This is a genomic window from Kushneria marisflavi (genome assembly GCF_002157205.1).
Classification (GTDB): Bacteria; Pseudomonadota; Gammaproteobacteria; order Pseudomonadales; family Halomonadaceae; genus Kushneria; species Kushneria marisflavi.
On sequence record NZ_CP021358.1, the window covers coordinates 3,588,391 to 3,603,435 of the forward strand.

12 protein-coding genes and 1 pseudogene are annotated in these 15,045 nt (G+C 55.0%); 3 read left to right on the forward strand and 10 right to left on the reverse strand.

Annotated elements, in window-relative coordinates; translation table 11 throughout:
* Positions 1 to 135: 135 nt before the first annotated feature.
* From B9H00_RS16390 to fliF, 6 genes are all read right to left on the reverse strand, one after another.
* A complete protein-coding gene (locus B9H00_RS16390) occupies positions 136 to 1,611 on the reverse strand; it encodes a flagellar hook-length control protein FliK (protein WP_086901560.1) in 1,476 nt (491 codons plus the stop codon).
* 30 nt (positions 1,612 to 1,641) lie between these two features.
* Positions 1,642 to 2,088, reverse strand: coding sequence for a flagellar export protein FliJ (gene fliJ / locus B9H00_RS16395; RefSeq protein WP_086901561.1), 447 nt, complete (start codon positions 2,086 to 2,088; stop codon positions 1,642 to 1,644).
* 61 nt (positions 2,089 to 2,149) lie between these two features.
* Entirely contained in the window at positions 2,150 to 3,526 is a 1,377-nt protein-coding gene (gene fliI, locus B9H00_RS16400; RefSeq protein ID WP_086901562.1) for a flagellar protein export ATPase FliI, read from the reverse strand.
* A 27-nt stretch (positions 3,527 to 3,553) separates the two neighbouring features.
* A complete protein-coding gene (locus tag B9H00_RS16405; RefSeq protein WP_086901563.1) occupies positions 3,554 to 4,246 on the reverse strand; it encodes a flagellar assembly protein FliH in 693 nt (230 codons plus the stop codon).
* Entirely contained in the window at positions 4,239 to 5,243 is a 1,005-nt protein-coding gene (gene fliG, locus B9H00_RS16410; protein WP_086901564.1) for a flagellar motor switch protein FliG, read from the reverse strand. Before fliG ends, B9H00_RS16405 begins: the two co-directional genes overlap by 8 nt.
* Positions 5,230 to 6,990: a flagellar basal-body MS-ring/collar protein FliF gene (gene fliF, locus B9H00_RS16415; protein ID WP_086901565.1), complete on the reverse strand. Its 1,761-nt coding sequence runs from the start codon at positions 6,988 to 6,990 to the stop codon at positions 5,230 to 5,232. The genes fliG and fliF overlap by 14 nt, the downstream gene beginning before the upstream one ends.
* Positions 6,991 to 7,255: 265 nt before the next feature.
* Between fliF and fliE the strand changes: the two genes are divergently transcribed.
* Positions 7,256 to 7,579 (forward strand): flagellar hook-basal body complex protein FliE, encoded by a 324-nt coding sequence (gene fliE, locus B9H00_RS16420; protein ID WP_322788255.1) that lies wholly within the window; start codon positions 7,256 to 7,258, stop codon positions 7,577 to 7,579.
* 111 nt (positions 7,580 to 7,690) lie between these two features.
* On the opposite strand, the gene B9H00_RS16425 is transcribed toward fliE, so the two are convergent.
* Positions 7,691 to 8,029, reverse strand: a complete 339-nt coding sequence (locus B9H00_RS16425) for a flagellar protein FlaG (RefSeq protein ID WP_086901566.1) — start codon at positions 8,027 to 8,029, stop codon at positions 7,691 to 7,693.
* A 328-nt stretch (positions 8,030 to 8,357) separates the two neighbouring features.
* On the opposite strand from B9H00_RS16425, the gene B9H00_RS16430 reads away from it, so the two are divergent.
* On the forward strand, positions 8,358 to 9,491 hold the full coding sequence (locus B9H00_RS16430; protein WP_086901567.1) for an ATP-grasp fold amidoligase family protein: 1,134 nt from the start codon (positions 8,358 to 8,360) through the stop codon (positions 9,489 to 9,491).
* A gap of 57 nt (positions 9,492 to 9,548) precedes the next feature.
* On the opposite strand, the gene B9H00_RS16435 is transcribed toward B9H00_RS16430, so the two are convergent.
* The 3 genes from B9H00_RS16435 to B9H00_RS16445 all read right to left on the reverse strand — a co-directional run bounded on the left by B9H00_RS16435 (position 9,549) and on the right by B9H00_RS16445 (position 13,875).
* On the reverse strand, positions 9,549 to 10,490 hold the full coding sequence (locus B9H00_RS16435; RefSeq protein ID WP_157663241.1) for a GGDEF domain-containing protein: 942 nt from the start codon (positions 10,488 to 10,490) through the stop codon (positions 9,549 to 9,551).
* A gap of 176 nt (positions 10,491 to 10,666) precedes the next feature.
* Positions 10,667 to 11,458 (reverse strand): OmpW/AlkL family protein, encoded by a 792-nt coding sequence (locus B9H00_RS16440; RefSeq protein ID WP_086901569.1) that lies wholly within the window; start codon positions 11,456 to 11,458, stop codon positions 10,667 to 10,669.
* Between the two features lie 296 nt (positions 11,459 to 11,754).
* Positions 11,755 to 13,875, reverse strand: a complete 2,121-nt coding sequence (locus tag B9H00_RS16445; protein ID WP_086901570.1) for a flagellin N-terminal helical domain-containing protein — start codon at positions 13,873 to 13,875, stop codon at positions 11,755 to 11,757.
* Positions 13,876 to 14,209: 334 nt separating this feature from the next.
* Here B9H00_RS16445 and B9H00_RS16450 point away from each other — a divergent pair.
* Positions 14,210 to 15,045: pseudogene (locus tag B9H00_RS16450) on the forward strand (IS5 family transposase).

The following is a 15,045-nucleotide window of genomic DNA, read 5'->3' on the forward strand; positions in this document are numbered from 1 at the left end:
GCGGTCTCATACGGTTATCTCGACGTTTTGAAATTCAGGACAGCCCGTGAGGCGATCCGGCGATGACATGAAAAAGCCGCGCAGGCGGATACCAGCGCGGCTGTTGAAGCTTTTACCCTGGTGCTACAAGGGCGGTCAGGCGAAAAGGTCGATACCGCCGTTGAGTGAGCGCCCCGGGGGAGCGCTGATCGAAATCACATCGGCATCGGTATCAATACCCGTGATCGTGTTCGAGCCATCACGTGTCGCCAGTCCTCCGGGCGTGCGTTCCTGCTGTTGCTGGAAACCGCTTTGCTGGAAGCTACCCTGGTCACTGACTGAAGTCTGACCCAGCTCGATCCCGCTGGCGCTGAAGGCATCGCGAAGCTGAGGCAGGGCGGCTTCAATGGCGGCCCGCACCTGAGCGTGATGCGAGGCAATGTGCAGCTGCGCACTCTGCTCGCCCATTTTCAGTGAAATGGACAAAGGGCCCAGCTCGAGCGGGTTCATGTTCAGCCGCGCTTCACCGCCGCCACGCATGCTAAGGCTAATGACCTGGCGCTCAAAGGCCGAGCTCCACTGGTCACTGTCCATGGCCGGCAGTGTGGCTGTTGTTACGGCCTGGGCGGTGCCGGCAGCCATTGTGTTGGTGCCTGACTGACCGGTCAGGGCCGTCAGACTGCTCAGCGGATTGTCGCTGGCGGTCGGGGCGCTGGACTGTTGGCCGAACTGGGTACCAAAGGTGGCGTCATTGCTGGTGCCCCCTGCTCGTGACAGTAGTCCCTCGCGCTGTGAGAGGATTTCGCCAAAGAGGCGGTCGCCTCTAACGTCCTGGTCACGGCCCTTGAGGTTGGAAAGCGTTGTATCAAGACCTGCACTGTCACGACCGCGCAGACCCTGCTCGAGCATGGCACCACGAGCAGGCAGTGCGCCCTCACGACCGGCAACGCCTTTTTGTCCCGCCGGAGAGGGCATCACAAAACCAGTGTCTATCAGTGCATAAAGGGCGCTGGCATCGTCAGTCTGGTCATGCTCTGTCAGACGTTTGCCCTTGTCATTGATCGTGTCGGAGCGTCCGTCACCGCGGGTGGCCACAGACTTGTCCGTTTTCGATAGAGCGCTTCCGGCACGTTCGGCATTGAGCGCTTCCAGAGAGGTGCGATCGCCTGACAGGGCTGCAAGCCTGATCTGACGCGAATCATCGGCCCCTTTCAGGTTGGCCTGCGCTGGACGGGCACGGTCAGTACCTTGATGTAGCGCCATTTCATCAGGGCGTTCACGACCGTCAAGGCGATTGCCCTGAAGCTGATCAAGCGCATTGGACAGCGTTCTACGAGCATTAATCGCCTGTGCTGGTTGATTACCTTCGGTAATGCCACCGCCGGCACCGTGGTGCGGGGTGACGGTTTTTTTGTCGGCGCCCGTGTCCTCACCGCGAGCGTGCTCCTGGGACGTTTTCCCGCTGCGAGTCTCTGCGGTGGTGCCGGCAGATTCGGTATCGCTCTGGCGGCGCGCCTTCGTATCTTTTAAAAGTGACCCGAAACCGTTGTCACCATCGCTGCCCCTGGCATTGCCGCTATTGGCGCTGGTAGGGGCCGGAGAGGTGACCTGGGCATTGATTGGCGTCAACATGTGTCATGTTTCCTGACAGAAAAAACGTGATTAGAACCCACCCAGCGCGGAGGTGGCCCGGCTGGCATATTCATCGCTCTGGCGCTGTTCAAGCTTGTTCATGCGGTGTTCTGCTTCCTGACGACGCCGATTGATCAATACGTCATAGGAGTTCACACGCTTTTGCTGCTGCTGCCAGTTCGTCATGCCCCGCGTGATGCGTCCCTGATGCTGGTCGACCTGCTGGCGCTGGTGCTCGATGGCACGGTCAAGCGATGACAAAAAGCGCTGATAGTTCTGAATGGAGGCCATGGTCAGCCCACGCTGCATCGCTTCTTCGAAGCGACGCAGGTAGTCATTGCGATAATCGCTCAACATCTCGAGTTGTGTATGGCTTTGCTGGTGTGCCGAGCGCAGCTGGCCCAGAAGCTTGGCCGCGGCATCCCGATCGCCTTCAGCCAGCTCGATCAACATTTCAAGTGATGAGTGATTGGACATGGTCCCCTCGGTATCAATGGCAGTCAGCCCGTTGGCTGTCTGTTGGTCGGTATCCCGTGCGCTATGAGGTCAAAAGCGACTTGAGCCCCTCTACCGAGTGCTCGACATCGGCGCGCTCACTCATGCGCTGCTGCAGGAAGGCCTCCAGTGCTGGATATAGCCTGATGGCTTCATCCAGCAGTCGATCACTGCCTGCGGCGTAGGCCCCCACGCTGATCAAATCGCGGTTGCGCTGATAGCGTGACAACATCTGCTTAAAGTATTTGATGCACTCGAAATGTGGTTCATCAATAAGCGCTGTCATTGCACGGCTTATTGATGCTTCGATGTCGATGGCCGGGTAATGACCGGCTTCGGCCAGCTTTCGGGACAGCACTATATGGCCGTCAAGAATGGCGCGTGCCGCGTCAGCGATCGGATCCTGCTGATCATCCCCTTCGGTCAGTACCGTATAAAAGCCGGTAATCGACCCCTTGCCCGGGGCATCGTTGCCGGCCCGTTCGACCAGTGCGGGCAGCTTGGCAAAGACCGAGGGTGGGTAGCCCTTGGTGGCCGGGGGCTCACCGATGGCGAGTGCAATTTCACGCTGGGCCATGGCATAGCGGGTCAGGGAGTCCATGATCAAGAGAACATTCTTGCCCCGATCACGGAAGTCTTCGGCCAGGCGGGTGGCATAGGCGGCGCCCTGCAGACGCAGCAGTGGCGACATGTCGGCCGGCGCGGCCACTACCACGGCGCGGCGCTGACCCTCGGCACCCAGAATGTTCTCGATGAAATCCTTGACCTCGCGACCACGCTCACCGATCAGTCCCACGACGATAACATCGGCCTGGGTATAGCGAGCCATCATGCCCAGCAGCACACTCTTGCCCACGCCAGAGCCGGCAAAAAGTCCCAGACGCTGACCACGGCCGACCGTGAGCAGGGCATTAATGGCCCGCACGCCCACATCGAGCACTTCCTCGATGGGAGCTCGCTGAAGCGGGTTTAGCGTTGGTGCATTAAGAGAGACGTTATCGGGCTCGACCAGTGGGCCGCGACCATCCAGTACTCGACCACGAGCATCAACGACACGGCCGAGCAGGGCATCCCCGACCGGCAACTGCTTGCTCTGGGATTGCCCGGCACCCGGTCGAGGATTAGCCGGCCAGACCAGAGCGCCAGGGACCAGCCCACTGGTTTCAACCAGCGGCATCAAAAAAAGCTTGTCGCCATTGAAGCCGACAACTTCCGCTTCGGTTTCTCCCTGACCGTCGGCCAGCTCAACCATGCAGCTGCATCCCAGCGGCAGGCGCAAACCGACCGCTTCCAGTACCAGTCCGGTCGCCCGGGTCAGCCGGCCACGCTCGCGATTGGCCGGCAGTTTCTGGACTCGTCGAGTGGCGGTCTCCAGCGTGCGCTTCCACTGGCTAAGCATGGCGTCACTGTTTGATGACATGAAGGCTCACTCCTGTACTGGAATTCATCAGTGCTTGCCGTGGCCCACGGCGTGTCGCAGCCGTTCCCATCGGTCGTCGCGGGTAGCATCGATTTCGAGCTGATCGGTTTCCAGTCGGCAGTCTCCGCGTGAGAGTGAGATATCGCTTTTAAGCTGCCAGCCAACATCGCCAAGCAGTGAGCTCAGCTCTTTTTGCACCATGGCCAGATCGTCGGGGTGCACACAGATGCGTGGGGAACCGCCCAGTGTCGGGTGTTCCATCATCAGCTTTTCAATGTCATCGAGGATATGCTCGGGCGCCAGTTCAAGCGATCGACCAGCCAGCTGGCGCCCGGTCTCCAGTGCCAGCTCGACCAGACTATAGGCGATATCGTCCTTGAGTCTGCCGGCAGCCGTTTCAAAGGCGTGCACCATGTCGCCCACAGGGGCGAGTGCTTCGTGCAGGCGTGACTCAAGCTCAAGCAGATAATCCTGCTGTGCCTGCTCCCGTCCGGCCTCAAGACCTGCGACGTAGCCGGCTTCGTGTCCTTCCTGACGGCCCTGCTCGAACCCTTCCTGGCGTGCCTTTTCAAAAGCTTCGCGACGTATATCGTCTTCCTTTCGTCGCTGTGGAATGTTGTTTTTTTCAAGGACCTCAGGTGCCGGCTGTCGCGCCTCACGCCTTTCCAGCCGACCCATCTCCCAGCGCTGCCATGATGAGTGATCGTCTGTCCTAGACATAAGCGTCGTCGCCTCCTCCCAGGGTTACTTCGCCGGCATCGGCCAGACGCCGCACCAGCTGCAGAATATTTTTCTGCTCGGCTTCGACCTGCGACAGACGAATCGGCCCGCGCATCTGCATGTCTTCGCGCAGCAGCTCTGCCGCGCGGGAGGACATATTGGTAAGGAAGCGGTCGCGAACCTCTTCCGGGGCGCCCTTGAGGGCGATGACCAGCGAGTTGCTGTCGACGTCCTGCAAAATGCGCTTGATGCTGCGATCATCAACATCGGCCAGATTGTCAAAGACAAACATCTCATCAAGAATCTGCTGCGCCAGAGAGTCGTCATGGTGGCGCACGCTTTCGATGACACTCTCTTCCTGAGTGCTGTTCATCAGGTTGAGGATCTCTGCCGCGGTTCTCACGCCGCCCATCTTGCTGCGCTTGAGATTCTGGCCATCCAGCAGGCCGCTGAGTACTTCGGTCAACTCCTGCAGGGCCGCAGGCTGGACACCACTGAAGGTGGCAATACGCAGAATCACGTCGTTACGCAGTCCCTCATCGAAGCGTGCCAGTACTTCAGAGGCCTGATGGCGTTCCAGATGGACCATGATGGTCGCAATGATCTGCGGGTGTTCATCGCGGATCATCTCGGAGACCACGCTGGCTTCCATCAGGTTCAGGGCATCAATACCCGAGTCATTGCCGGATTCGAAAATGTCTTCCAGCAGGCTCGACGCGCGCTCTTCACCCAGCGCCTTGACCAGTACCGAGCGAATATGGTCGCTTGACTGCAGGTTCAGGCCACCGAGCTCTTCGATCTCGGTGTCGAACTGTCGCAGCACCTCCATCAGGCGTTCGTTGGTGAGCTGAGTGAGCCCGGCCATGGCCAGCCCCACTTTCTGCACCTCACGCTGCGACATGTGCTTGAAGACTTCAGCGGCCGTATCGTCGTCCAGTGCCATCATGAGGATGGCGCTGCGCTCGATGCCTTCTTCATTGCCTTCAGTCTTTGCCATTGATCCAGCCTCTGAGAATCATTGCGACCATTCTGGGATCTTTCTGAGCCTGGTCGCGAACCGTGCTCAGCAGGGTTTCATGTTCGATGCGCTGACGTCGTTTCTGCTTTTTCGCAATCTGCTCGGCGATATCGGACGATTCTGACTCGTCTTCATCATCATCTCCGGCCGTGGCGAGCAGGGTGCCACTGCTGCCTGCCTCACCATAACTTCCTGCTGGCGCCGTCAGGGTGCGCTGACGTTCAACCAGTGGCTTGAGAAGCTTGCGCCAGAGAATGAAGGCTACAATGGCGATCAGCAGGTAGCGACCCAGCGTTTTGGCCAGCGAGATAATGTCCGGGTTCTCATACCAGGCAATCACCGGCGCCTGAACTTCAGCCTGCTGGCTAAAGGCGGCATTGACCACTTCAAGTGAGTCGCCGCGGGCCTCGGAATAGCCCATTCCTTCACGGACCAGTCGCTGAATCTGTGCCATCTCGTCATCGGAAAGGGCGACCATTTGGGTCTGGCCGTCTTCGCCTGTTTGATCGCGGTAATTCACCACAACAGCTACGGAAAGACGCTGTACCTGTCCGGTGTCCTCCTGCACATGGCGAATGACACGATTGACCTCATAGTTGGTCGTGCTGCTGTCTGTCGATGAGCGCGGCTGTACAGGCTGAGCCTCGGTTGTCGCCTGTGTGCCTGCTGCTTGACCATTTTGTGCATTATTCTGGTTATTCTGGTTGTTTTGAGCGTTGTTCTGGTTGTTGGCATTCTGAACCGGCGACGCCACATTGGGGGCGGGCTGATTGCTCAGAGCACCAGGCACACCGCCAACGCTGTTGCTACCGATCTGCTCGCTTTTACTCGATTGAATGCTGCGAACACTCGCCTGATTGGGGTCCTGGTTGGGGTCATAGGTTTCCTGCGTATGTTCCCCGACCGAAAAATCTATGCTGGCGGTGACCTGAGCCCGTACGTTGCTGTGACCCACAATCGTTGCAAGCAAGGCTTCGATGCGCTTGCGATAGCTCTCTTCTACCTGGGCTGTGTACTTGAGCTGCGCATCATTCAGGTTGCGCGTGTCAGAGCCTGCCGGCTGTGACAACAGGTTTCCATTTTGATCCACCACGGTGACCTGATTGACCGGCAGGTTCGAGACGCTCGCCGATACCAGGTGTGTGATGGCGTTGACCTGACCTTCACCCACCGCGCGGTTGCGATAAAGGGTCAAAATGACCGAGGCCGACGGCTGACGGCGATCCCGTACAAAAACGGATTCCTGGGGTATGGCCAGATGCACACGTGCGGTTTGCACAGAGTCGATGGATTCGATGGAGCGTGCCAGTTCACCTTCCAATGCGCGCTGGTAATTAACGTGCTCGGCAAACTGGCTGATACCAAAGGATTGGCCATCCATCAGTTCAAACCCGACACCGCCACCCTTGGGCAGGCCTTCACTGGCCAGTGCCATACGGGTCTGCTCGACCTGCTCGGCCGGAATCAGAATGGCCTGCCCCCCTTCCGAGAAGCGGTAGGGGACCTGCATCTGATCAAGGCGCGCGATGATGACGCCACCATCGCTATCGCTCAGATTTGAAAACAGCACACGATAATCAGGAGAGCGTGCCCACAAAAAAAGCACGACCAGAATCGCAATGGCTGCAGCGCCGGCCACAATGAGGGGCAGACGCGGATTGGCCTTGAGGCGATCCATCAGTCCGGACAACTTCTGATCGGTGCCTTGTGTTGCTTGAGCACTCATCACATCGCCTCAGTGTTATTGGGGTTACGCGGGTTCAGCTCGATGGGCATCGGCAGACTCTTTATGCGCTGGGCACCGGAAACGGTGGCGCCCTATACCGGGAGTGGCGTCATTATTACGGTAAGTAACCAGATTGAAGGACCGAATAGCCGTGGTTTTTTTCACTATTTAGAACAATCGACAAAGGCATTTCACCTTTAAGCTGCGCCACATTCCTTGACAAACTTTACTTTCAGTTACGTTTTACTCTTCCGGAGTTACCAACATGTCAGTGGCAGCAGCGGGCCTTCAGGCCCTTGTTCAGCAGATGCAAAGCGTGGCGCAGCAGGCAGGCGGTCATCAAGCTGCTGCGCAACAGGCAGGCGGTGTCAGTTTTGCAGGCGAGCTCAAGGGGGCGATTGATCGCATCGATGGCATGAAACAGACCGCCGAAGCCAAGGCTGTCGCGTTTTCGAGAGGTGATAGTAACGTGGCACTCAACGACGTTATGGTCGACATGCAAAAAGCCAGCGTTTCAATGGAAATGGGTATACAGGTTCGCAACCGTGTACTTAGCGCCTACCGCGAGATCATGAGCATGCAGGTGTGACACACCTTTAAAAGTTGGCAAAGACTGCCTGACGCAATTTAAAAGGCCAACAGGCGCCCTTGCAGGTCGCCTGTTGGCTTTCTGACCCGCTTGTTTTCGGTCGGGATGACCTCAGGCGGTGGTCTTGAGAAGCTGCCCCTGCTGATATGCCGCCATACGTGCCATATGAAGCACCTCTTCCGTTGGAATCTGACGAATCACGTCGCCACTTTCACGGTCGATCACGCGCGTTACAATCCGACCGCTGTCATCATGAATATCAATGTCGATACCGACTCGTTCCAGACCCTGCTTTAACTGCGTTATGGCTTCTTCCAGCGCTTCGAGATTATCCGTTTTGCAAGATGGCCCGAGCCTTGAAGGTACCGGCAAGACAGGAGAGGAGGCTGGAAATGAGTTACTGGAGAGCAGGCTGCTGGACATGCCGGAGATGACTGACGTGATGCTCATGGTGATGATCCCTTTCCGGGGTTTGCGTTGAAATCTTTTGGAGGTGTCGGCAAAACTGTGCCGAAACGCTTTTATATGAAAAATCCTTGATACAATAAATCACAAAAAAAGACGAATCTTGAGCCCTGAAATATCGAATCAGCTGAGGCCAAAAATCGGCATGTTGTTGATTCAAAAAGCGCTATGAAGATGCTGAATTGCCGATATAAAAACTTTTTTAACTAAAATATCATGGGCTTATACATATTTTTGACGCCAGTCTGAAGGTGGCCCGCGCTTACCGCCTGGCTCATGACATCCTGTCAGCCATGAGTTCCTTTAAATTGTGATGACATCAGCTATAGCCAAGGACAATGCGCGCTGCGGCACAATTTCTTTTCGTTACTCGTTTTACCTTTTGTGTAGTCAAAGTTACTTATTGAAATATCAATTGACCTCGCAGGGGATGGCAATGGCGGAATTACACGTGTTCTCAAACGCAAGTCAGGACGCCAAGGCAGTAATGCAGGGCTTTGATGCTGATACAGCAAAGCTCCTCCCTCGAAGGGGGCAGAGCCTGCTGCGCTCGGTGAAAAGGAGTATTTCTCGCTGGATACCGGATCGCCTTTATATTGCTCACCGCTACCAGAAGCATTTTGGATTCAGGCCCAACCTGGTCAATCCTGAAACCTTTAATGAAAAAATATGCTATCGCCGCCTGCATCCCGAGCCCATTTTTTCGCCGCTGAGTGACAAGCTGCTGGTACGTGATTACGTACGTCAGAAGATTGGCAATGAAACCCTGTTGCCGTTGTATCCAATTTCTCAGCCCTTTACACGGCACGACTATGACAGGCTGCCGAACAGTTTCGTCCTCAAGGCCAATCATGGCTCGGGGTATAATCTGGTCGTACGCAACAAGGCCGATTACAGCTATGAGCTGATGCGTCGGCTCAGCGATCACTGGCTGGCCAGCAACTTTTATCGTGACAGCCGAGAGCTGCATTACCAAAGTATTACGCCTCGGCTAATGTGTGAAAAAATGCTGCTCGATGAGAATGGCAAGATTCCCAAGGACTACAAGTTCTACTGTTTCCGTGCCGAAGGTCAGGCGCCGAAAGTCTTTATTGAAGTGACACATGACCGCTTCACCGATTTTCACGTCGATTATTATGACCAGGACTGGAATCTTGTGGATGTTGTCAACGAGCGGTTCAATACTGGCTGTCCTATCGAGAAACCGGCTCAGCTGGATCGGGCCATGAAACTGGCGCTCAAGCTGTCTGAAGGGTTTGGGTTTGCCCGCGTTGACTTCTATCTAATGCGTGATGCGATCTATTTCGGTGAGATTACCTTTACGCCTACCGGTGGCATGAAAAACTTCCGGTCAGCGGCACATGATCGTGCCTGGGGTGAGCTCTTTGACCATCGTCCGATGACAAGGGACTTTGGCTATGAAGACATGGAAGGTAATCGATACTGAGAGTAGGGTCTCGAATGAACCTGCATTGCAATGAGCCTTGTTTTGCAGGTTTGTTTGCTAGCGGCAGACGCGATTACGTCCGTTATGCTTGGCTTGATAGAGGGCGTCGTCAGCGCGTCCGATAGCCTTGTCAAAAGTCTCCTGAGGCCTTTCAATTTCAGCCACGCCGATACTGATGGTCACGTTGATGGCTTGTGAAGCAATCACAAAAGGCTCGGATTCAATATGCCTTCTCAGGCGTTCTGCGAAAGCTCCTGCTTCATCAATGGTGGTATGAGTCAGTACGATCAGAAACTCTTCGCCCCCCCAGCGTACAGCGATATCATCGCGACGCATCAGGTTTTTCAAGCGCTTGGCAAAGATTTTTAACACGGCATCTCCGCCTTCATGGCCAAGTGTGTCATTAATTTTTTTGAAGTGGTCGAGATCGCCCAGAAGCACGCATACCGTGCTCTCTGGATGCTTTAAATCAAGCTTCGCCAATGCATGCTGAATGCCACGCCGGTTAAAAAGTCCGGTTAGCGCATCAGTATCAGCCTGATGTCTGAGCTGTAGATTGGCACGCTCCCCACTCATCGCCACATATCCGACATACACCAGAACGCTATTGACCTGATCAAAAATGATCGTTACACGAGCGGTTTCTGTCGATATCTGCAGATCTGTCAATATCAGCATGCCGGCAGAGAAGGCAAAGCCCATGGCATAGATGCTGAAGGCAACGGCGACCACGATCTGTGACCAGAGATCTTCCCGCCGTGCAATCAGGATCTCGGCCACCACCATGATGGAAGCGGCGGTTGCGCAAAGGAAGTAAATGCTCGATATGGCGGTCTTCGAAACGTTAAACCAGGGCCCCAGCAGGCACGCCAGTGCAGGCGTTACGATCAGGATGATCGTCGCCACAATGGCATATGTATGAAAATGGAGGCCGTAGAAGCGCCGTAGTCCGCTCCACGATAGTACAAGACTGATCATGTAGAGGGTAAAGATCAGCATGCTTTCCAGCATTGGCAGCGTCAGGTTGGTAGGCTCTCTGGTCAGCATGATGGCGCCCAGAAGAGAGGCCAGAATTGCCCCGAGCCAATGCCAGAGATAGGACTTTTCCCGCTGACGCAGCGCCAGTACCAGAAAAACCGCGCAATAGGCCGCCCGGCTGACCACACTGGAAAAGCTTAATGTTGTGAGATCAAGCATGGAATTGGCGTATTCCCATAAAAAACCGGCATTTTTAATCGTGCCGATGACGTTGTGGGGTGTCTGTCGTACCTTGTGGCGCTTATCTGACCCTGTCTTTTAATGCTTAAAAACGCAGACCTATGCCTGCACCCAGTACCAGCACATCGGTTAAAACCATCGCCGCTGAAATGCTGAACAGGCGTTATCACATAGCGAACGTTGGCGCTTGCATACCAGTGTTCGGAAAGCCGGTAATCCAGGCCTGCATCAAGAAGCGGGCTGGTGATGGCCTCCGAAGTTATCTCTGGCACGCCTGGGGCGGACTCGACGCTAATGGGCCAGGTATGGTTAACACCTGCCCCGAGATACGGATTTAGCGCGGCGTCGGGGAGAAAGTGATACTGAGCGACCAATGAAGCAGTACCGCTTCTGGTATGGCTGACCTTGAAATCGCCCAGCAGGCTGTCTTCCAGGCGGTAATCCGCTGAGATGACGCCAGCCACCGCTTCAATTGACCAGTGATCGGTCAGGAAATAACTGATATCCAGCGTTGGTAAAATCTGGGAGGGAGTTTTTAGCCGTCCGCCCAACGGGGTTGTTTCGCTGCTTTCATTGACCGGAATAACGCCGGTGGCCTTTAAACGTATCAGCCAGTCACCCTGTTTCAAGCCACTCTGGGAGGGCGTTGTACCATATGCCGCTGCATACGCGGCATGGGGTAGCGCACAGGACACAACGACTGCAAAAAGGATAAACAGCGTTTTTAAATGTCCTGAAACCGGGTACATGGTGAAAAATCCTAAATATGTTGGTCAGCCTGTCAGCTGGAATACCGGATAGCTGCAACCAAATAGATGCCTCAGTTTCATGAGGAGTTGTGGTAGTAACGGCGCTTCACTGGTCGGCCTTTAACACGATGTAACGATTGTGGGGATATGCAAATACTATCAATGAGAGGCCGGCTCATTGGGATAGGGACTGGAGGGGCATGCTTGATATTTAAGACGGCGCCGGCCCGAAGGATGAAAAAGCAATAATGGATGAGAATTAAGAGCGATCTGTTGGCTGGCTTGAACAATGGTGCTTAACGCAGTAGTGCAAGCACGCTATCAAGTTGCTGGTTGGCTTGTGTCAGTACGGCCATGCCCGCCTGCTGGGTGATCTGAGCTCGGCTCATGTTGGAGACTTCCACTGCGTAATCAGCGTCCATGATGCGTGAGCGAGCATCCCTCAAGGCGCTGACGGTATTTCCCTGCTGATCGATAATCGCATTCATGCGGTTTTGTGTGGCACCCAACGTACTGCGCTTGTCGTCAACGCGGGCAATGGCACGGTCCAGTGCAGCAAGCGGGTCATCCGGAGTCCTGAGGCGAATTTCGGGATTGATTTCGGTCAGTTCGACCGTACTGTGTGTATTGGGTACATCCGTGCTGGCTTGAATGTTCATTCGGTAATAGATGATCAGATCACCACTGCCGGTACGTGTCTTGAGCAGCGTGCCCATCTCCTGAGTATTCACCAGTGTTGCTGATCGATAGCCGGTCGTTCCATCATCGCCATTGGAAGCGCGTAGAAAATATTGTCCGTTATCATCGATGCGCAAGGCATCTTCAACGCGCTGCCCATCCCGGTCGGTATAGTTTGCTGTTACATTGAGAGGATCGAGCGTAATGGTAGAGGTACCATCTACGGTGGTGCGCTCGGTTGTGATGGCTTTTTCCGGGGAAACGATGGGTGTATCCGTGGTGGCATTGGCAATGACCCGAGGCCGGCTGGCAGTGACACTCGCGGGCTCAACCACATAATAGCGTCCCGACTGCTCAAGGTAGTACTGACCATTGCTGGACTGTGTAAGCGTGGCATTCTTGAAGGATGTCGTATTGCCATCGGCATCAAGATAGCGATGCTGTGCATTATCGATCGGCTGGCTATCAATCTCGATGACTGGCTGGGTTGGTGGCGCTGAAGCGGGTTGATCCGAGCTGGCCCTGACGATATAGCCATCAAACGTGCTCTCGACAGTCGCTGAGTAGAACTTGCCAGTAGTGCTTGTTAGATAATAGTCATCGCCTACCCGGCTCAGGGTCGCACCGTTGACGGGTTGCCCTGAACTGTCGAAATAATCGACATCGTCATTGTTGAACGCCACACCATTGATGGTTGTGGTCGGTGAGGGCGGCCATATGGCGTCATTGCTTTTTAGCTGTGCATCAATGGCGGCCGGTCGGGTGGTTACGCTGGCCGGATAATAGCCAGCCTCGGGGCCACTGCCATTTTTAATGAAATAGTTACTGCCCGTAGCGACCAGTTGGCTTTCACCCCCAAATGTATTGCCTTGACGATCACGAAGAACGCTGTCCACGTCTTCGATCTGATAGTCCTGATAGCGTGTCACTGGCGCATAGAGCTGTTGACCGACATCAATACGGACCTGGCTGGTGTCGGTCGCAGTATCGTGTGACGCCGTAACACTGGAAGCGAAATAAACGGTATTGCCGTCACTATCTTCTGCACGTGTATACCAGTTGGCGGGGTAACCGGTTGATGCGGGAGCGGCCTGCATCAGTGTTGGATTGCTATAACCGGCCGGCAAAATAAAATCACCACTACTGACGGCGATATCCTGTGCGCGACCCGTGACGATATTGATATCGGTCACCACGCCGCTGATGCCGGCGACGGTGAAATCAGTTAAACCAAGTTCATCAACGCTGAAGCCGGGGCGGTTGAGATCCACCCCCAGGGTTTCTCCGTCATTGGCGCCTACCTGTACGCTGACCATACCGGCCGAGCCGTCGAGTAGATTGATGCCGTTAAACTGTGCCTGGGTGTTGAGCCGATCAATCTCTTTTAAATTAAGGTTGATTTCCTGCTGGATGGTGTCCTGATCGACCAGCGTAAGCGCACCATTAAGTCCCTGTACGGTGAGTTCGCGAATACGCTGCAAGCGATCGTTAACCTGAGAGAGCGCACCTTCAGCCGTCAGAGCCATGGAGGCGCCATCATTGGTGTTGCGCTGCGCCTGCTCTGTACCGCGGACCTGAGCTTCCATCCGATTGCCAATCGCAAGCCCTGCGGCATCATCACGTACGGAATTGACACGCTGGCCGCTGGATAACCGTTCGATGGCCTGATTGAGAGAGCGCTGGCTTTTGTTCAGCTTTTGATTGATGGAAAGCGATGTCGAAGATGATATAGAGAACATGGACGCTATCAAATACAAAAATTGAGATTGTATATCGGCCGATCGGGGAATATATTAAATAATTAGGCGCGGACTGAAAGTCTGACTTTAAATTTTTTTAAAAGCTATTTTGGTTGGCTATTTAATTCAGGTTGGTATTGTAATTTTATTTTAATAAAACAAACAGCTCGCTACGATAATTATCACACCCTTGGTAAGACGCTGATGGCAATTCGATTGCACAGTAAAGCTCTTCAGTTCACGCTACCATTGTCTAGAGCAGAAAATGACCCTAGGTTCTGTTTGAAAAGTCATGACTGCTGCGCTGCTTCTGTTCACCGAGCAGGAGTCTGTCATGGCAGGTTGTTACGAGCTTTCTGGCCAGCGCTGGCACATGATCGAGGATATCGTTTCTACCCCGCGCCGGAATGACCGGCAGATGCTCAACGGCGTTCTGTGGAGTCTCTGCTAGGAGCGCAGTGGGGTAATCTCCACGAGCGTTCCGGACCATGGAAGACGGTTTATCAGCGCTTTCGACAATAGCAGTGATAACTGCGCCTTCGACCAGATTCTGGTGCGGCTACATCTTCGTCTACGAGAAGACGTTTATATGGATCTCGGCATCTGGATGGTGGATTCAACCTCCATCAGAGCGACCCGGTCGGCCTGAGGTGCCGGTAAAAAGGGAGATCGATATAACCGCTGGATCATGCCTTCGGCCGCAGCCGGGGCGGGCTGACAACGAAAATACACCTGCTGTGCGATAGCCATGGGCTTCCAATCACCTCCTCTTTATCAGCAGATCAGCGCGCTGACTCGACGCAATTGACTGGGCTACTGGAGCAGGTCCGGTTGCCGGGTCGTTCCGGCCGTCCTCGCAAGCGCAGCCGCTATCTCGTGGCGGACAAGGGCTACGATAGTGAGGCATTGCGACGCTACTGCACGCGTTACGGCATGCGCCCGATCATTCCCCGCCGCCGTATGCATCGCCGGCCGCGCCCGGGGTTACCGCATCAGTTCGACCGGCCAAAATATCGTCAGCGCAATGTGTTAGAGCGGCTGTTTGGTTGGCTCAAGGAAAAGCGCCGGCTGAATACCCGTTACGACAAGCTGGCAAGCAGCTTCAGGGCCATGGTGACACAGGCCTGTATCGAGCGCTGCATGAGAGCCGACTTTTCAGACAGAACCTAA